A 17,295-nucleotide genomic window follows, 5' to 3' on the forward strand; every position below is an offset into this window, starting at 1 on the left:
ATCGCGCGTCCCTCTTAGAGCTGGATAATCCTTTTGCCCCTGTTCTCGCCCCGGTAAAGGCCGGCGAGCGCATCGGGGCACGCCTCGATACCCGAGAGGATATCTTCTTCATAGGCGAGCTGGCCGCCGCGCACCCACTCCGCGAGCTGCGCAACGCTCGCCTCATAGCGGTCCATATGGTCGAAGATCACGAACCCCTCCATGCGCGCGCGCTTGACGAGCAGGTGCCGCTCGACGCGCGGGCCCTCGGGCCAGGGATTCCAGCGATCGATCGCGGCGGTGCCGCAGACGACGACCCGCGCGCGAAGCGCAAGATGCGCCAACACGGCGTCGCTGATCGCGCCCGCGGTATTGTCGAAATAAATGTCGATGTCCTCGGGGCAAGTCTGCGCGAGCGCGGCGCGAAGGTCACCCGCCTTGTAATCGATCGCGGCGTCATAGCCGAAACGCTCGAGGCAGAGCTTCACCTTGTCGGGGCCGCCCGCGATGCCCACCGTCCGGCAACCGAGCAGCTTGCCGATCTGGCCGACCGCCGAGCCGACCGCGCCCGCGGCGGTCGAAACGAGGAGGGTTTCACCCTGTTTCGGAGCGCCGATGCCGGTGAGCGCCAGATGCGCGGTCACCCCATTAATCCCCAATATGCCGAGGCTGAGTGACAGCGGCAGGTCGATCTCGGCAATCTTGCGCACGACCGCGCTTGCGGGCGCGACGGCTTCCTCCTGCCAGCCGAACCAGCCCGTCACCGCATCGCCAACCGCATAATCCGGGTGGCGCGTCTCGGTGACGATGCCGGCGGTGAGCGCGCGCATCACCGAGCCGATGGCGACGGGTTCGGCATAATTGCCCTTGTCGGCAATCCAGCCGCGCATCGCGGGCTCGACCGAGAGAAAATGATTGCGAACCCGGATCTCGCCATCGCCGAGCGGCTGGCGCGGTGCCTCGGCGATCTCGAAATTCTTCGCCTGCGCGACGCCCGCGGGCCGGCAGACGAGAAGGCACTGGCGGTTCATTCGGCAAGTCCCATGCTGCGGCGCGCGGCGGCATAGTCGCCGGCAAGCCAGTCGAGCCATTCGGCGGCTGGTCCGGCCGACTTGATGGCACCAATCCCTTGGCCCGCGCTCCAGATATCGCGCCAGGCCTTGCTGTTCGCCCCGCCATTGTTGATGTTGATCGCCCCGCCGGTCGTCACTGGCACGAGGTTGTCGGGATCGAGGCCGTTCTCGACGAGCGAGGGCTTCAGGAAACTCGCCTTCACGCCGGTGAAGCAGCTCGTGACGAGCACATCCTTCGCGCTTCCTTCGACGAGCATGGCTTTGAACCCGGGCTGGGTGTTGGCTTCGCTCGAGGCGAGGAAGGGCGAGCCGATATAGGCAAGGTCGGCGCCCATCGCTTCGGCGGCAAGGACGCCGCGGCCGTTCGCGATGCAGCCCGCGAGCAGGAGCAAACCGTCCCACCATTCGCGGATTTCGCCGACAAGCGCGAAGGGCGACTGGTCGCCGGTATGGCCCCCGGCGCCGGCGGCAACCGCGATGATTCCGTCGACCCCCATCTCGGCGCATTTCTGGGCGTGGCGGTTGCGGATCACGTCCTGGAAGACGAGGCTGCCATTGGCCTGGAGTTCGCGCACGAGTCCCGGGTCGGCGGCGAGCGCCAGGCAGACGATCGGCACCTTGTGCTTCAGGACGACTTCGAGATCGGGAGCGAGACGTTCGTTGCTCTTGTGCGCGACGAGATTGACGCACCAGGCCTGCGTGCCGACGCTCGCTGCAATGCGCGCCAGATCCTTGTCGAGCGCGTCGGTGCTCCGCGGATTGAGCGCGGGCATCGCGCCGATGATCCCGGCGTTGCATTGGGCGATGACGAGATCGGCCGTCGAGGCGATGAACATCGGTCCTGCCATGACCGGGAGGCGGAGGCCGGTTTTAAGCCGCGCGGCGAGGCTGGCGCTCGTCATGCGGCGCCCCGCCAGGCGATCCGGCCGTCGTCGAGGACGAGGCGGTCGCCGACATGCGCGCGGAAGACGGCGCCGTCGGCGCCGGACCAGATGCTGAAGGCCAGCGTGTCGCCGGGAAAGACGATGCCGGAAAAGCGGCAGGAGAGCGCGCTCATCTCGGCGGGGTTGCGGCCCAGCGCGCGCGATAGCGCGGCGCCTGCCACGCCATAGCTACCGAGGCCGTGCATGATCGGGCGGTCGAAGCCTGCCGACTTGGCAAAAGCGGGGTCGATATGGAGCGGGTTCCAGTCGCCCGAGAGGCGGTAGATCAGCGCGGCGCGCGGCGAGATGGGAGTGGTTGTTTGGGCTCCCGGCGCGGTCTCGGGGATGATCGACGACGCGCGAGGCGAGGCTGGGCCGCCAAAGCCGCCGTTGCCGCGCAGCAAGAGCGTCTGGCGAAGCGTGCAATAGAGCGTGCCGTCCGCGGCATTGGCGATCTGGCGCTCGAGCTCGAGGATCGCTCCGCGGCCCTCGCCGCGGTCGGTGAGGCTAACGACGCGCGCCGTCCCAAGGACATCTGCACTTGGGGGGAGCGGCGCATGAAAGGCGGCGGCCTGCGCGCTGTGGACGAGGCGGCGGAAGTCGACGCCGAAGGCGTCGTCGCGGATCCACATGCCCGGCGAGCAGAGCGTGACCGCGAAGCTCGGGAGAACCGACAGGCGCGTCTCGTCGAGAAAGGCGAGGTCGCTCTCGTCGAGCGGGTCGTGACCCAGCCCGACGCCGAGCGCATAAAGGATCGCATCGCGCGCCATATAGCTCTGCCGCGCTTCGCCGAAATCATGCGCGAGGATGAGATCGGGCCGGAAGGCCATGGCTCAGACCGGGTCCCAGGTGAAGACGTCGGCCGAGCGCTGAAGCGGATAGAAGTCATTCTCGAACTGGTCGAAGACCCGCTCGGCGACCGTCTCGGGGGTCCAACCGTCGGCGGTGTGCGCGGTGCGGATCGGGCGCGGCTGCGAGAAAAGGAAAATCTCGTTGTTGCGCACGGCGAAAATCTGCCCCGTCACCTTGGCGCCAGCATCGCTGGTGAGCGCGACGACGAAGGGCGCGATCTTGTCGGCGTCGAGTTTCTTGAGCCCGGCGACGCGCTTCTGCTGCTCGGGGGTGTCGGTCGGGATCGAGTCGATCATACGCGTCCAGGCGAAGGGCGCGATCGCGTTCGAACGCACCCCGAAACGCTGCATGTCGAGCGCGATCGATTTCGACAGGCCGACGATGCCGAGCTTGGCGGCGGCATAATTGGCCTGCCCGAAATTGCCGATGAGCCCGCTCGTCGAGGTCATATGGACATAGGCGCCCGACGCCTGCTCCTTGAAGAAGGGCGCGGCGGCGCGGCTGGTGTTGAAGCTGCCTTTCAGGTGGACGGCGACCACCGCGTCGAAATCGTCGGGGCCCATCTTGTGGAAATAGACGTCGCGCAGGTTTCCGGCGTTGTTGACCACTGCGTCGATGCGGCCGAAGCCGTCGACGGCGGCCTTGACCATTGCGCAGGCGCCATCCCAGTCGGCGACGCTGTCATGGTTGGCAACCGCCTTGCCGCCCATCGCGACGATCTCGGCGACGACCTGCTCGGCGGGCGAGCCTTCGCCCGTGCCTTCACCCGTCAGCGACACGCCGAGGTCGTTGACCACCACCGCGGCGCCGGCTTTCGCCATCTCGAGCGCGATGCCGCGGCCGACGCCGCGTCCCGCGCCGGTTACCAGCACGGCTTTTCCGTCCATCATTCCCATCTGTTATGTCCTCAATAGCTTTTCGGGAGATCGAGCACCTTTTCGGCGATGAAGCTCATGATCAGCTGCTCGGTGATCGGGGCGAGTCGGGTCAGCGCGCTTTCGCGGTAGAGCCGCTCGACATGATATTCCTTGGCGTAGCCGAACCCGCCATGCGTCGCGACCGCCTGCCAGGCAGCATCATGACACGCGCGTGCGGCGAGGAACTTGGCACTGTTCGCCTCGGCGCCGCAGGGGAGGCCGCTGTCGTAAAGACGCGCTGCCTTCTCGACCATCAGCCAGGCGCTTTCCAGATACATCCATTTCTCTGCGAGCGGATGCTGGATGCCTTGGTTCTGGCCGATCGGGCGGTCGAACACGATGCGCTCCTTGGCATATTGGGTCGCGCGCCGCAGCGCATCGCGCCCGATGCCGATCGCCTCGGCGCCGATCAGCACGCGCTCGGGGTTGAGGCTGTGGAGGATGTAGGAGAAGCCCTTGCCCTCCTCGCCGATCCGGTCCTCTTCGGGAATGAACAGGCCGTCGATGAAGATCGCGTTCGAATCCACCGCCTTGCGGCCCATCTTTGGGATGAGATGGACGTCGATCTTGGCGCGATCGAGGTCGGTGTAGAAGATGGTGATGCCGTCGGTCGGCTTGGCACAGTCCTCGAACTTGGTTGTGCGCGTGAGCAGCATGATCTTGTTCGCAACCTGCGCGGTCGAGGTCCAGACCTTCTGCCCGTTGACGACATAGCCGCCCGGCACCTTCTCGGCGAAGGTCTTGATCCGCGTCGTGTTGAGCCCGGCGTCGGGCTCGGTGAAACCGAAGCAGCACTGGTCTTCGCCGGCGACGAGCCGCGGGACCCAGCGCGCCTTCTGCTCGGGCGTGCCCTTCACGACGATCGGGTGCGGGCCGAAGAGATTGATATGGATCGTCGAGGCCGCGGCGAAGCCGCCGCCCGAGGCGGCCACTTCGTTCATCATCGTCATCGCCTCGGTAACCCCGAGGCCCGAGCCGCCAAATTCCTCGGGCATGGTGATGCCGAGCCAGCCGCCGTCCGCCATGGCGCGGTGGAAATCCTTGGGAAACTCGCCTGTATTGTCTCGGTCGAGCCAATATTCATCGTCGAACGGTGCGCAGACGGCGCGAACGCCCTCGCGGATCGCATCGAGATCCTCGTCGGTCGGAAGCGGGCGGGTGGCGGTCATGGCTCTCTCCGTGGTCAGGCGCTCGCAAGCGTGCGGCGCGCAGCCTTCAAATGGGGAATGTCGTACATTTTGCCGTCGATGCCGAGCGTCCCCGCATCGGGACTCGCTGCAAAGGCATCGACGATCTTCTGCGCCTCGGCGATTTCCTCGTCCGAGGGGCTGAAGCAGCGATTGATGATTGCGACCTGGTCGGGATGGATCGCGATGCGCCCGGTGAAGCCGTCGCGGCGTGCCCGGCGGCAATCCGCCTCGAGGCCGTCTGCATTGCGGAAATCGGCGTAGAGCGTGTCGACCGGCGCCACGCCTGCAGCGGCCGACGCATAAAGGCAAAGCGAGCGGGCGAGGCGATAGGGATCGGTCCAGTGGCCGTCCTCTTCCTTGTTGCCGGTCGCGCCGATCGCGGCAGCAAGATCCTCGGCGCCCCAGGTGAGCGCCACGAGGCGCGGATGCGGCGGGGTATAGCTGCCAAGGTTGAACATCGCGAGCGGGGTCTCGGTCGCGACGACCGCGATCTTAACGGTGCCTTGCTCCATCCCGGCCTTCGCCTCGAGGCGGTCGAGCTCGTATCCGATCCGCTCGATATCGGCGGCGCCATTGGCCTTGGGAATGAGCAGCCCGTCAAGCCCCGGCTTCACCACCGCGGCGAGATCGTCGAAGGTCATGCCGGTATCGAAGGGGTTCACCCGAACGAAGAAGGACCAGTCGCGTTCGCTGCGATCGTCGAGGAGGGCGGCGACCTGCGCGCGCGCCGCTTCCTTCATGCTCGGCGCGACACTGTCTTCGAGATCGAGGATCAGGATGTCCGCACCGATGCCGCTGGCCTTCGCGAACTTCTTCTCGCTGTCGCCGGGGACAAAGAGGAGAGAGCGCAGCCTCACGCGGGGCTCCGCATCATCAGCGCACCGCGCAGCGTGCGGCAGACGATCTCGTCCTTCTGGTTGAGCCCGAGATGCTCGAAGGTAACGATGCCCTGCGTCGGGCGCGACTTGCTGTCCCTGAGCTCGATCACCGTGGTGCGCGCGCGGATCGTGTCGCCGGCGAAGACGGGCTTGGGGAAGGTCGTCTCGCTCATCCCGAGATTGGCGATCGTCGTGCCGAGCGTCGTGTCCTGCACCGAAAGCCCGATGACGAGCCCGAGGGTGAAGATCGAGTTCATCAGCGGCTTGCCGAATTCGGTGGTCGCCGCATAGGCATGATCGATATGGATCGCCGCCGGATTATAGGTGAGCGAGCTGAACAAGATATTGTCCATGTCGGTCACGGTGCGCCGTATCTCGTGATCGAAGGTCTGGCCCACGCTGAACTGATCGAAATAAAGTCCCGCCATCTTGTCTCTCCCTAGTCGAGGCGGCCGAGGATCGAGACCGCCGCGACGCTATTGAACGGCGCGCCGCCGAGATTGTGCGTCAGCCCGAAATCGACCTGCGACAGCTGCCGGTCGCCGGCCCGCCCGCGAAGCTGGTTATAGACCTCATAGGCCATGCGCAGGCCCGACGCGCCGACCGGATGGCCGAAGCATTTGAGCCCGCCGTCGGTCTGGCACGGAATCGCGCCGCCGCGGTCATATTTGCCGTCGAGAATGTCGAAGACCGCGCGGCCCGCATCCGACAGGCCGAGATCTTCCATCGTCACGAGCTCGGTGACCGAGAAACAGTCATGGACCTCGGTCAGCGAAATCTCGGCGCGAGGATCGGCGATGCCGGCCTCGGCATAGGCGCGTTTGGCGGCGACCTGGGTGTTGCGCACCGAGGCGCCGTCCCATTCGCCATAACCCATCTCCCAACCGTTGCTCGCGGAGAGCTGGATCGCTTTCACCGTGACGGGATTGTCGATGCCGAGACTTTTTGCGATCTCGGGCGTCGTCACGATCGCGCAGGCTGCGCCGTCGGAGACGCCGCAGCAGTCGAAGAGACCGAGCGGATCGGCGATCATCGGGGCCTTCAGGATCGTCTCCATCTCAACCGCTTTTCTGAGATGCGCCTTGCCGTGAAGCGCGCCATTCTGGTGGCTCTTCCAGCTCACATGCCCCATCGCGCGCTTGAGATCGCCGCCGTCAAGGCTGTGCGCGGCGCTATAGGCGCCGGCGAGCTGGGCAAAGGTGCCCGGCGCCGAGCCATAGGGCATCCAAAGATCGTTCGCGAGGCCCTTGGTCCGGAGCGGCAAGCCGCCATAGCCCGTGTCCTTCAATTTCTCGACGCCGAGCGCGAGGCCGAAGTCGATCGCGCCCGAGGCGACGGCATAGACCGCGGCGCGCAGCGCCTCGGTGCCCGTCGCGCACATATTCTCGACGCGGCTCACCGGGATGGTCTGGAGGCGGAGCGCATGGGCGAGGGGGAGGGCGCTGTTGCCGACATTGATGTCGTCAAGCGCATTGCCCATCCAGGCCGCCTCGATCTGGCTGCGGTCGATGCCGGCGTCGCCGATCGCTTCCTCGAACGCCTCGATCATCAAATCGTCGGCGCCGCGGTCCCAGCGTTCGCCGAAGACCGAGCACCCCATGCCGATGATCGCGACCCTGTCCTTGATACCCGTCGCCATCGCTCAGGCCTCCATCTGCGGCCGCTGGGCGGGCGCGCCTTTCCAGAAATAGGTCCGCATGCCGCGTTTCCTGTCGATCGACTTGATCCGGAGGCGCATGCCGAGCGCGTCGCCCACGGCAAAGCCGGCGGGCCCTGCATCGGTTAGTTCCATCAGGATGCGCGCGCCATTGTCGAACTGCACAAGCCCGAACCAGAAAGGCGGATCAGGCGTAAAGTTGAGCCGGTCGGCGGTGACCGACGCGACTTTCGCCGGCAGGTCAGCCAGCCGCACGTCTTCCAGTGCCTCGCGGCCCTGGGCGCCGGGGCGCACCGGGATCGGGGTCTTGGGGAATTGGACATTACCCTGTTCGTCACGGCCCCCGATGAAGCCGAGCGTGTCGCGGCCATAACGTTCGACGACGGTCGCCTGCGCCTTTTGCTCGAATTCGGAGCGGACCCCGAAATCGAGGTCGACAGCGCCGCTGAGCGAGAGGAAGCGGACATAGTCGGTCATCGCTTCGCCCGCGCCGAGCGCCGCCCGCACCGCGGCCGCGCCGGGCACCCTGGCGTCGACGCGGAAGATGAGCGCGTCGCAGCCGCTGCCGAAGCCGGCGAGCAGGACATGGTCGCCGGGACGTGCGGCATCGAAGGCGAGGCCGAGCGCGAACAGCGCATGCGCGGCGCCAAGATCGCCCGCCTGCTCGGCGAGGGTGGCCGCAAGGTTGGGCGCGGTGATGCCGGTGCGGCGCGCGATATCCTTCCACATGCCCGACAGCGGCTCGTGGACCGCCGCCCATTTGATATCGCCGGGGGCGATCCCGGCCTTCGCGCAGGCATCGTTGATCGCCGGGGCGATAATCGCACTGCTCGCGATGTCGCGCACGAAGCGCTCTTCGCTGGGATAAGCGGTTTCGTGACCGCGCGAGGCGTAACTGTCGAGGAGGTCATGCGCCTGCGAGGCCCAGCCGACGAGCTTCGCGGGCCCATCGGCGCCGGTGCGCGCGGCGCTGCCGCCGTCGCCATAGGCCAGATGGGCAGGGCTGCCGAGCTTGGCCGGTCGCCGCTCGCCCGCCGCGATCAGGCTGTCGCCGTCGCCGAGCAAGGCGTCGAGCAGCGCGGCGACCGCGCAGCGCCGGCTTCCGGCGACATCGAGCGTGCGCGTCGTGCGCGGCAGCGCCAGCGCGTCGACGAGCAGGCTCGAATGCGCGCGATCGATGAAGGGCGCCGAGGTCGATGCGAAGCAGATGCGCGCGGGCTGCGACTCGGTAAGCGCCCGGCTCGCCTCCGCGGCGAGCGTGAAGGCATCCTCGTCCCAGCCCGCGACGGCGCGATAGCCCGCCTGGCGTCCGCCGAGTCCGAAATGTTTCAGCGATCTGGCAGCCTGCGCCCGGTCCAGGCGCAGCAGCGGCAAATAGCCGCCGACAGCCACAATCGACCCCGGTTGATGGGTCACCTCTTGCTACCTCCCGCCATTGTTCAGTTGTTTCCTGCAACCATCCTTGACAGCAATTTTTGAAGTTGTAAACTGGCTTACGAAATTAGGGCGACGCCAAGTCGCTTGCCAGAAATCAAACGGGGAAGAGGTTCACCATGGATATATTCCGGTCCGACGTGCTCGCGGGCAAATCCATTCTCGTGACGGGCGGCGGATCAGGGCTAGGCTTGGAAATCTCGAAGGCGCTGGCTGCCAAAGGGGCGACAGTCCATATCTGCGGCCGCCGCGCCAACGTCCTCGAAGCCGCGGCTGCCGAGATAGCGCTGGAGAACCCCGGAAAGGTACATTGGCATACTTGTGACATCCGCGACGCCGATCAGGTCGACGCGATGGTCGAGGCGATGTGGAAGGTCGGACCGGTCACCAGCCTCCTCAACAACGCCGCCGCCAACTTCATCGCGCCGACCAAGGGGCTGAGCCCGCGCGGCTTTCGCGCCATCACCTCGACGGTGATGGACGGCAGCTTCCATGTCACGCTCGCGCTTGGCAAACGCTGGATCGACGAAGGCATCAAGGGGTCGGTTGTCAGCAACCTCGTCACCTGGGTGTGGACGGGATCGGCCTTCGTCGTTCCCTCGGCGATGGCGAAGACCGCGCTCCACGCGATGACCATGTCGCTTGCGGTCGAATGGGGGCCCTACGGCATCCGCCTCAATGCGACCGCCCCCGGACCCTTTCCGACCGAAAGCGCCTGGGAGAAACTCAATCCTATCCCCGATGCGAAATCGTCGGCGACGAGCGAAGAGACGGTGCCGCTCCGGCGCTACGGGGCGATGCCCGAACTCCAGAACCTCATCACCTTCCTGTTCTCGGACGGGTGCGACTATCTCACCGGACAGACGATCGCAATCGACGGCGGCCAGCATCTCGCCGGCCCCGGCACCTTCGCCGACCTGACCGGCATGACCGACGCGCAGTGGCAGACCGCGCGCGAGGCGATCGAGCAATCCACGCAGCGCGACAAGGCCAATCGGGCAGGCTGAAGACCAAGAGATTAAAGGGGCCTAGGCGATGATCGAACGCAATATTTTTAGCCAAGAACATGAAATGTGGCGCGAGTCCGTCCGCAAGTTCGTGGAGAAGGAAATCGTCCCGCACCATGACCGGTGGGAAAAGGAAGGCATTGTCCCGCGCGAGCTCTGGCTGAAAGCGGGCGAGGCAGGCATGCTCTGCTGCACCGTGCCCGAGGAATATGGCGGGCTCGGCCTCGACTACCTCTTCGACGCCGTCGTCTATGAAGAATTGTGGCGTGTCGGGGCGAGCGGTCCCGGTTTCCTGATCCACACCGACCTTGTCGCGACCTACATTCTTTCCTTCGGGTCGGAGGAGCAGAAACGCCACTGGCTGCCCAAGATGGTGAGGGGCGAGGCGATCGGCTCGCTCGGCATGACCGAGCCGCACGCAGGCAGCGACCTCAAGGCTGTGCGCACGCAGGCAGTGCGCGACGGCGACGAGTTCGTGATCAACGGCCAGAAGGTCTTCATCTCGAACGGCCAGCTTTGCGACGTCATCGTGCTCGCGACCAAGACCGACAGCCAGGCCGGCGCGCACGGCGTCACGCTGTTCCTCGTCGATGCGGCGACCCCCGGGTTCAACCGCGGCCAGAATCTCGAAAAGCTCGGCATGAAGGCGCAGGATACCTCCGAGCTCTTCTTCGACAATATGCGCATACCCGAGGGCGCGATGCTCGGCGGCGAGGGCGAGGGCTTCAAGCTCATGATGACCAAGTTGCCGCAGGAGCGCCTCGCGCAGGCGATCCGCTCGGCAACGGTCACCGAAGTGATGCTCGAATGGACCGTCGACTATACGGCCGAGCGCCAGGCGTTCGGCCAGTCGATCGGCGATTTCCAGAACACCCAGTTCGTTCTCGCCGATCTGAAGGCACGTTCGGTGATGGCGCGCGTCTTCACCGACAAATGCATCGACCTGTTCATGAAGGGCGAGCTCGATCCCGTCGACGCCGCGATGGCGAAGATGGTGACCTCCGAGCTTCATTGCGAGACGGCGGACAAGTGCCTCCAGCTGTTCGGCGGCTGGGGCTATATGTGGGAATATCCGATCTGCCGGGCCTATGCCGATGCGCGCATCGTCAAGATCGCGGGCGGCTCGATCGAGATCATGAAGACGATCATCGCGCGCGAGATGTTCAAGGGCAAGCTCCAGAAGAACCGGGGCTGAGCGGATTATGACACGCGGTCCAAAAGATTCCGAAACAGTTCCTTTTGAAAATCCATCAATCGGGGCTAGCGGTGGCGGTGCAAACCAACACCAAGGATCTGCTGTGACCAAAGACCTCAACACCGGACTTCGCTTCGGCTTTCTCATTCACGACGTGTCGCGCCTGCGCCGCGTCGTGGTGGACCGGGCGCTCAAGCCGCTCGGCATCACCCGCTCGCAATGGTGGGTGCTCGCTTTCCTGTCGCGTCGCGATGGCATGACCCAGACCGCGCTCGCGGCGGACCTCGACTTGACCAAGGTCGCGATCGGCGGCCTGCTCGACCGCATGGAAGCGGCAGGGTTCGTCGAGCGCCGCGCCGATGCGAGCGATGGCCGCGCGCGCCGCGTCTATCTGACCCGCGCCGGCGGCAAGATGGTGATCACGATCCGCGAGAATGTGGAGCAGATCGAGCTCCAGATCCTCGAAAATGTGTCGGAGGATGCGCTGAACCAGGCCGCCGCGACGCTTCTGACCATCAAGGAGACGCTCCTCGAACTCGCCGGAAGCGAGGCCGAGGCGCTGGGCTCCGATCCAGAATTTATGACTTAGCAATCAGGAGAGATATGGTGTTGGGTTTGCAGGGCAAGGTAGCGATCGTCACAGGCGGCGGTCAGGGTATTGGCAGGGCGCTTTCGCTCCGTCTCGCAGCCGAGGGCTGCAAGGTCGCGATCTTCGATCTCAAGCCCGAAGCGGGCGAGGAAACCGCTGGAATCGCGGGCGAGGGCGCGGTCATCAAGACCTATGCGCTCGACGTCAGCGACCAGGATGCGGTGAACGCCGCGGTCGAGGCGGTCGAGGCCGATCTCGGTCCCATATGGGCGCTGGTCAACAACGCCGGCTGGGACAAGCCGTCGCCGTTTCTCGCGACCGACAAGACGCTCTGGGACAAGATCATCGCGATCAACCTCTATGGTCCGCTGTTCACCCATGCCGCGGTTGCACCGCGCATGGTCGCGCGCGGCGGCGGCCGGATCATCAATATCGCCTCGGACGCGGCGCGCGTCGGGACGAGCAACGAAGCGGTCTATTCGGCCTGCAAGGGCGGCCTGATCAGCTTTACCAAGTCGGTCGCGCGCGAACTCGCCTCGAAGGGCGTGCTGCTCAACGTCGTCTGCCCGGGACCGACCAACACGCCGATGATGGCGAGCGTGCTCGGCGAGGGCGAACAGGCGGTGAAGTGGAAGGACGCGATGGTCCGCGGCATTCCGCTGAAGCGCATGGGCGAGCCCGAGGATTATGCGGGTATCGTCGCCTTTCTCGCCTCCGACGACGCGAGCTTCATCACCGGCCAGACCTTCTCGGTCGCCGGTGGCATGAACATGATTTAGCGCGATGAGCAACGTCGAACGCCCGGCGGTCGACGGCAATTGGGAGCGGACTTTCGTCACCAATACGGGCCCTTGGTCCGTTGGCGAAATCTGGATAGATCGCGAGTCCGCCCGCTATTGCCTGTTGGTCAGGCCCGAACATTGCAATGCCACCGGCGCCATGCATGGGGGCGCGATGGCGACTTTCCTCGACGGACATGGCATCGTCGTCATTCCGCTCGAGGAAGATGGCAGCAACCACACGCCGACCATTTCGCTGCATGTAGACTTCCTGGCTCCGCCGCTAGCGGGCGACTGGCTCGTCGCCCATGTCGAACTGATCAAAACGACGCGCACCATGATCTTCACGCAGGCGATCGCCCGGGTCGGCGAGCGCGTGATGGCGCGCTCGCACGCGATTTACCGAAACAATTTGTGAAAGGATTTCACCATGAGCAGCACCCCTGAATTTGAAGACATTCTCTACGAGATTCGCGACCGCGCAGCGTGGATCATCATCAACCGCCCCAAACTCTATAATGCGTTCCGCGCCCAGACGATCGAGGAACTCATCGCCGCGTTCAAGCTCGCGGCGGACGACAAGGGCGTCTCGTCGATCGTCCTGACGGGCGCTGGCGACAAGGCCTTCTGCACCGGCGGCGACCAAAGCGCGAAGGACGGCCAATATGACGGCCGCGGCATCGTCGGCCTGCCGATCGACGAGCTCCAGTCGATCATCCGCGATATTCCCAAGCCCGTGATCGCGCGCATCAACGGCTTCGCGATCGGCGGCGGCAATGTGTTCGCGACGCTCTGCGATCTCTCGATCATGGCTGACACCGCGAAGCTCGGCCAGGTCGGCCCCAAGGTCGGTTCGGTCGACGCGGGCTGGGGCACCGCGTTCCTCGCGCGGCATGTCGGCGACAAGAAAGCTCGCGAAATCTGGTATCTGAACCTCCAGTATAGCGGACAGGAAGCGCTCGAAATGGGCCTCGTCAACAAGGTCGTGCCCGCCGACGAGCTCGATGCCGCCGTCAACGAATGGACTGACATCATCGCCCAGCGCTCGCCGACCGCGCTCGCGCTCGCCAAGCGCAGCTTCAATGCCGACAGCGACAATATCCGCGGCATCTCGATGCTGGCGCTGAACTCGGTCAAGCTCTTCTACGACACCGAGGAATCGAAGGAAGGCATGCGCGCCTTCCAGGAAAAGCGGACGCCCGACTTCCACAAATATGTGAAATAGGGGCGGACGAGCGACCGACATGGCTCCCGTTTCCTTCCTGCCCGCCGACATAGCCGACTGGTTGCCGGCCGGCGGGCGCGTGCTGGTGACGGGAGCCTCGGGCGAATCTGTGCTTCTCGCGGAGGCCGTGATGGCTGCCGGCGAGCGGCTCGGCGCGATGACCTTCACCGGCATCTTCGTTCCGGGGCTGAATCGCCATAGCTATCTTGCGAGCGCTGCCGCGCGCGTCGAGACCTTCTTCGTGACCCCGCCGCTCAAGAAGGATCTGGGCGGGCGCGTCGAACAGCTGCCGCTTTGCTACAGCGACATCCGCCGCCGGCTCCGCAATATCCAGATCGACGCGCTGATCTGCATGGTGACGCCGCCCGACGGCGAGGGCATCTGCAGCTTCGGGCCTGCGGTCGACTTCGCGGCCGAACTCTGGCCGCTTATCCCGGTCCGGATCGCGCACATCAATCCCTCGATGCCGCGAACGCGCGGTGACAGCGGAATCCCCTTCAGCGCGCTCACCGCTTTTGTCGAGGCGGCGGCGGGGTTCGACGGCGAACCCGATGGCGCGGCCGACCCGGTCGCCGATGCGATCGCGGGCCATGTCGCGCCCTGGATCACCGATGGCGCCACGCTTCAGACCGGGGTCGGCAAGGTGCCTGGCGCCATCTTGCGCGCACTCACCGGTCGGCGGAACCTGCGGATCCATAGCGGTCTCGTCGGCGACGAGGTTGTCGATCTTCTCGAGGCGGGCGCTCTGGCATCGGGGCAGGCGGTCACCGCGGGTGTCGCGATCGGCTCGAGCCGGCTCTACCGCGCGGTCGAAGGGCCGGAATTTGCCTTTCTTCCTGCCGCGGTCACGCACGACCGCACGATCATCGCGGGCATTCCCAATTTCGTCGCGATCAATTCGGCGCTCGAGGTCGATCTTCTCGGCCAGGTCTTCTCCGAATTCGGGCCGCGCGGGCTGATTTCGGGACCGGGCGGCGCGCCCGATTTCACGGCGGGCGCACGGCAGGGCGGGGGGCTCCGCGTTATCGCGTTGCCAGCCGCCGCGGATGGCGGAGCAATCAGCCGGATTGCGCTTCCCGGCGCCTCGACGGGGCCAGTTACGCTCGGCCGCATGGACAGCGACATCATCGCCACCGAGTTCGGCGCTGCCGATATCCGGGGGCTTTCCTACGACGAGCGCGCCGAAGCGCTCGTCGCCATCGCCGCGCCGCAGCACCGCGAGGCGCTGACCGCCGGTTGGCGCGCCTATGCGGCGAAACTTTGAAGGGGACGAGATATGAGCAAGGTCATCATCAGCTGCGCGATCACCGGATCGATCCACACCCCATCGATGTCCCCGCATTTGCCGGTGACAGCGGAGGAGATCGCCGCAAGCGCGCTCGGCGCCGCCGAGGCGGGCGCCGCGATCGTCCATCTCCATGCGCGCAATCCCGAAGACGGGCGCCCCGACCAGAGCCCGGAAGCCTTCGAGCCGTTTCTCAAGGTCATCAAGCAGTCGTCGAACGTCGTGGTGAACCTCACGACCGGCGGCTCGCCCTATATGCCCGTCGAAGAGCGCGTACAGCCCGCCGCGGTCTGGAAGCCCGAAGTCGCAAGCCTCAACATGGGGTCGATGAACTTCGGGCTGTTCCCGATGCTGAAGCGCTACAAGGAGTTCAAGCATGAGTGGGAGCCCGCCATGCTCGAGGGCAGCCACGATCTCGTCTTTCGCAACAGCTTCAAGGACATCCGCTACGCGCTCGAGACGCTGAACGCGACCGGCGCGCGCTACGAGTTCGAGTGCTACGACACCAGCCACCTCCACAATCTCCATTATTTCTGGACCGAGGGCCTCGTCCAGGCGCCGCTGTACATCCAGACCTGCTTCGGACTCCTTGGCGGTATCGGCCCGCACCCCGAAGAGGTGCTGCACATGAAGCGCACCGCCGACCGGCTGTTCGGCGACAATTATCGCTGGTCGGTGCTCGGTGCCGGCGCCTCGCAAATGAAGGTCGCGGCGCAGGCGGCCGCGATGGGCGGACATGTCCGTGTCGGTCTTGAGGACAATCTCTGGCTCGACAAGGGCGTCCTCGCCCCGAGCAACGCGGCGCAGGTAACCCGGGTGCGCCAGATCATCGAGGGGCTCGGCCTCGAGACCGCGACACCCGACGAAGCGCGCGAAATTCTCGCGCTCAAGGGCGGCGACAAGGTCGGCTTCTGACGATGCGCCCGCTCGCCGCCGTCCCCGCAGCCTTTCCGCCCGATCGCCTCGCGATCGTGCACGGGGCGGCGCGCTGGACGTGGGGCGATCTCGACCGTCGCTCGGCGCAGTGGTGCGGCTGGCTGACCGGGCGCGGCGTGACCGCCGACGATCTTGTCGCATTCGCACTGCCCAATGGTCCCGACTTTATCGCGCTGGCTTTCGGCATCTACCGCGCCGGGGCAACCCCGGCACCGATTTCCTGGAAGATTACGGCGCATGAACGGGACGCGGTGATCGCGGTCATGCAGCCGCGCCTCGTCGTCGCGCCGGGCGAAGGTCCCGCCGACGATGCGCCGCGCGGCGCGCCGACCGGCCATGTTGCCGTGTCGTGGAAGGCCTGTACGAGCGGCGGGAGCACCGGAATCCCCAAGGTCATCGTCGACGGCCGTGCCGCGGGCTTTCCCGAGGGAACCGACTTTATCGGCATTCCGGCGGACAGCTGCATATTGGTTCCGGGTCCGCTCTATCATAATGCGCCGTTCAGCGCCGCGATCTTCGCCCTGTGGAAAGGGTCGGCGATCGTCACGATGGACAAGTTCGACGCGATGATGGCGCTCGGGCTCATCGACGACGAGGGCGCGACCTGGTCTTTGATGGTGCCGACGATGATGCACCGGATCATGGCGCTTACTCCGGCCGCGCGCGCCTGTCACGATCTCTCGCGCTGGGCGATGGTCGTCCACACCGCGGCGCCGATGGCCCCCTGGCTCAAGCAGGCGTGGATCGACTGGTGCGGGCGCGATCATATCTGGGAGGTCTATGGCGCGACCGAGGGGCTTGTGCGGTGCTGGATCGGCGGGCGCGAATGGCTCGAACGCCCGGGTTCGGTCGGCCGGCCGATCGGCGGCGGACGGATCAGGATCGTCGACGAGACCGGGCGCGAATGCGAAGCCGACGAGGACGGCGAAGTCTTCGCCATGCCGCCCGGCGGCCCGGGGTCGACCTATCGCTACATTGGCGCCGAACGCCGCGCCACCGAGGACGGCTGGGAATCGGTCGGCGATATCGGACGGCTCGACGCCGACGGCTATCTCTATCTTGCCGACCGGCGGACCGACCTTATCATCTCGGGCGGGGTCAATATCTGGCCCGCCGAGGTCGAAGCCGCGATCCTGCGCCACCCGGCGGTCCGCTCCTGCGCGGTCGTCGGGCGGCCGCATCCCGATCTCGGGCAGGCAGTGCACGCCGTCGTAGAGGCCGGGGAGGGGATATTGAATCTCGCCGACCTCTCGCAGTTTCTGAACCCTTGGCTCGCGCGCGAGAAGCACCCGCGCAGCCTCGACACCCAAATACAGCCCGTTCGCGACGACGCCGGCAAGGTCCGCAAGGGGCCGCTCGCGTCCGCCCGATGATCG

The 17,295-nt window shown here is 65.9% G+C and carries 18 protein-coding genes; 9 read left to right on the forward strand and 9 right to left on the reverse strand.

All coding sequences use genetic code 11. The features are described from left to right. Positions 1-14 precede the first annotated feature (14 nt). The 9 genes from ACTIFP_RS16195 to ACTIFP_RS16235 are packed head-to-tail and all read right to left on the reverse strand — an operon-like array spanning position 15 to position 8,885. Positions 15-1,010 (reverse strand): NADP-dependent oxidoreductase, encoded by a 996-nt coding sequence (locus tag ACTIFP_RS16195; RefSeq protein ID WP_439569727.1) that lies wholly within the window; start codon positions 1,008-1,010, stop codon positions 15-17. After that, positions 1,007-1,954 carry an NAD(P)H-dependent flavin oxidoreductase gene (locus ACTIFP_RS16200; protein ID WP_439569728.1) on the reverse strand — a complete coding sequence of 316 codons (948 nt, stop codon included), beginning with the start codon at positions 1,952-1,954 and terminating at the stop codon, positions 1,007-1,009. The genes ACTIFP_RS16195 and ACTIFP_RS16200 overlap by 4 nt, the downstream gene beginning before the upstream one ends. Then, entirely contained in the window at positions 1,951-2,805 is an 855-nt protein-coding gene (locus ACTIFP_RS16205; RefSeq protein WP_439569729.1) for a MaoC/PaaZ C-terminal domain-containing protein, read from the reverse strand. Before ACTIFP_RS16205 ends, ACTIFP_RS16200 begins: the two co-directional genes overlap by 4 nt. Positions 2,806-2,808: 3 nt before the next feature. Continuing rightward, entirely contained in the window at positions 2,809-3,723 is a 915-nt protein-coding gene (locus tag ACTIFP_RS16210) for an SDR family NAD(P)-dependent oxidoreductase (RefSeq protein ID WP_439569730.1), read from the reverse strand. Between the two features lie 11 nt (positions 3,724-3,734). Next, a complete protein-coding gene (locus tag ACTIFP_RS16215; RefSeq protein ID WP_439569731.1) occupies positions 3,735-4,913 on the reverse strand; it encodes an acyl-CoA dehydrogenase family protein in 1,179 nt (392 codons plus the stop codon). 14 nt (positions 4,914-4,927) lie between these two features. Next, positions 4,928-5,791, reverse strand: a complete 864-nt coding sequence (locus ACTIFP_RS16220) for an HpcH/HpaI aldolase/citrate lyase family protein (protein ID WP_439569732.1) — start codon at positions 5,789-5,791, stop codon at positions 4,928-4,930. Further along, positions 5,788-6,240 (reverse strand): MaoC family dehydratase, encoded by a 453-nt coding sequence (locus tag ACTIFP_RS16225; protein ID WP_439569733.1) that lies wholly within the window; start codon positions 6,238-6,240, stop codon positions 5,788-5,790. The genes ACTIFP_RS16220 and ACTIFP_RS16225 overlap by 4 nt, the downstream gene beginning before the upstream one ends. 11 nt (positions 6,241-6,251) lie before the next feature. Continuing rightward, a complete protein-coding gene (locus tag ACTIFP_RS16230; RefSeq protein WP_439569734.1) occupies positions 6,252-7,451 on the reverse strand; it encodes an acetyl-CoA acetyltransferase in 1,200 nt (399 codons plus the stop codon). Positions 7,452-7,454: 3 nt separating this feature from the next. After that, complete coding sequence (locus ACTIFP_RS16235; protein WP_439569735.1) at positions 7,455-8,885, reverse strand: 3-oxoacyl-[acyl-carrier-protein] synthase III C-terminal domain-containing protein; 1,431 nt, start codon at positions 8,883-8,885, stop codon at positions 7,455-7,457. A gap of 137 nt (positions 8,886-9,022) precedes the next feature. On the opposite strand from ACTIFP_RS16235, the gene ACTIFP_RS16240 reads away from it, so the two are divergent. The 9 genes from ACTIFP_RS16240 (at position 9,023) to ACTIFP_RS16280 (ending at position 17,292) form a co-directional block, all read left to right on the forward strand. After that, on the forward strand, positions 9,023-9,910 hold the full coding sequence (locus ACTIFP_RS16240; protein WP_054735061.1) for an SDR family oxidoreductase: 888 nt from the start codon (positions 9,023-9,025) through the stop codon (positions 9,908-9,910). A 28-nt stretch (positions 9,911-9,938) separates the two neighbouring features. After that, complete coding sequence (locus ACTIFP_RS16245) at positions 9,939-11,105, forward strand: acyl-CoA dehydrogenase family protein (protein ID WP_439569736.1); 1,167 nt, start codon at positions 9,939-9,941, stop codon at positions 11,103-11,105. Positions 11,106-11,208: 103 nt separating this feature from the next. Next, positions 11,209-11,694, forward strand: coding sequence for a MarR family winged helix-turn-helix transcriptional regulator (locus ACTIFP_RS16250; RefSeq protein WP_439569737.1), 486 nt, complete (start codon positions 11,209-11,211; stop codon positions 11,692-11,694). A gap of 14 nt (positions 11,695-11,708) precedes the next feature. After that, on the forward strand, positions 11,709-12,473 hold the full coding sequence (locus tag ACTIFP_RS16255) for a glucose 1-dehydrogenase (protein ID WP_439569738.1): 765 nt from the start codon (positions 11,709-11,711) through the stop codon (positions 12,471-12,473). A gap of 4 nt (positions 12,474-12,477) precedes the next feature. Next, on the forward strand, positions 12,478-12,891 hold the full coding sequence (locus ACTIFP_RS16260) for a PaaI family thioesterase (protein WP_439569739.1): 414 nt from the start codon (positions 12,478-12,480) through the stop codon (positions 12,889-12,891). Positions 12,892-12,903: 12 nt separating this feature from the next. Then, on the forward strand, positions 12,904-13,698 hold the full coding sequence (locus ACTIFP_RS16265) for an enoyl-CoA hydratase-related protein (protein ID WP_439569740.1): 795 nt from the start codon (positions 12,904-12,906) through the stop codon (positions 13,696-13,698). A gap of 19 nt (positions 13,699-13,717) precedes the next feature. Beyond that, the gene (locus ACTIFP_RS16270; protein ID WP_439569741.1) at positions 13,718-14,962 is read left to right on the forward strand and encodes an acetyl-CoA hydrolase/transferase family protein; all 1,245 of its coding nucleotides are present in this window, start codon (positions 13,718-13,720) and stop codon (positions 14,960-14,962) included. A gap of 12 nt (positions 14,963-14,974) precedes the next feature. Continuing rightward, on the forward strand, positions 14,975-15,898 hold the full coding sequence (locus ACTIFP_RS16275) for a 3-keto-5-aminohexanoate cleavage protein (RefSeq protein WP_439569742.1): 924 nt from the start codon (positions 14,975-14,977) through the stop codon (positions 15,896-15,898). Between the two features lie 2 nt (positions 15,899-15,900). Beyond that, the gene (locus ACTIFP_RS16280; protein WP_439569743.1) at positions 15,901-17,292 is read left to right on the forward strand and encodes an AMP-binding protein; all 1,392 of its coding nucleotides are present in this window, start codon (positions 15,901-15,903) and stop codon (positions 17,290-17,292) included. Positions 17,293-17,295 lie beyond the last annotated feature (3 nt).

The sequence above is a fragment of the Sphingopyxis sp. genome (assembly GCF_051861155.1).
In the GTDB taxonomy this organism is placed as follows: domain Bacteria; phylum Pseudomonadota; class Alphaproteobacteria; order Sphingomonadales; family Sphingomonadaceae; genus Sphingopyxis.

Excerpts from the sequence above, each read along its gene's own strand:
- ACTIFP_RS16195 (WP_439569727.1), bottom strand. The coding sequence starts at position 1,010 with ATGAACCGCCAGTGCCTTCTCGTCTGCCGGCCCGCGGGCGTCGCGCAG.
- ACTIFP_RS16200 (WP_439569728.1), bottom strand. The coding sequence starts at position 1,954 with ATGACGAGCGCCAGCCTCGCCGCGCGGCTTAAAACCGGCCTCCGCCTC.
- ACTIFP_RS16205 (WP_439569729.1), bottom strand. The coding sequence starts at position 2,805 with ATGGCCTTCCGGCCCGATCTCATCCTCGCGCATGATTTCGGCGAAGCG.
- ACTIFP_RS16210 (WP_439569730.1), bottom strand. The coding sequence starts at position 3,723 with ATGGGAATGATGGACGGAAAAGCCGTGCTGGTAACCGGCGCGGGACGC.
- ACTIFP_RS16215 (WP_439569731.1), bottom strand. The coding sequence starts at position 4,913 with ATGACCGCCACCCGCCCGCTTCCGACCGACGAGGATCTCGATGCGATC.
- ACTIFP_RS16225 (WP_439569733.1), bottom strand. The coding sequence starts at position 6,240 with ATGGCGGGACTTTATTTCGATCAGTTCAGCGTGGGCCAGACCTTCGAT.
- ACTIFP_RS16230 (WP_439569734.1), bottom strand. The coding sequence starts at position 7,451 with ATGGCGACGGGTATCAAGGACAGGGTCGCGATCATCGGCATGGGGTGC.
- ACTIFP_RS16240 (WP_054735061.1), top strand. The coding sequence starts at position 9,023 with ATGGATATATTCCGGTCCGACGTGCTCGCGGGCAAATCCATTCTCGTG.
- ACTIFP_RS16245 (WP_439569736.1), top strand. The coding sequence starts at position 9,939 with ATGATCGAACGCAATATTTTTAGCCAAGAACATGAAATGTGGCGCGAG.
- ACTIFP_RS16255 (WP_439569738.1), top strand. The coding sequence starts at position 11,709 with ATGGTGTTGGGTTTGCAGGGCAAGGTAGCGATCGTCACAGGCGGCGGT.
- ACTIFP_RS16260 (WP_439569739.1), top strand. The coding sequence starts at position 12,478 with ATGAGCAACGTCGAACGCCCGGCGGTCGACGGCAATTGGGAGCGGACT.
- ACTIFP_RS16265 (WP_439569740.1), top strand. The coding sequence starts at position 12,904 with ATGAGCAGCACCCCTGAATTTGAAGACATTCTCTACGAGATTCGCGAC.
- ACTIFP_RS16270 (WP_439569741.1), top strand. The coding sequence starts at position 13,718 with ATGGCTCCCGTTTCCTTCCTGCCCGCCGACATAGCCGACTGGTTGCCG.
- ACTIFP_RS16275 (WP_439569742.1), top strand. The coding sequence starts at position 14,975 with ATGAGCAAGGTCATCATCAGCTGCGCGATCACCGGATCGATCCACACC.
- ACTIFP_RS16280 (WP_439569743.1), top strand. The coding sequence starts at position 15,901 with ATGCGCCCGCTCGCCGCCGTCCCCGCAGCCTTTCCGCCCGATCGCCTC.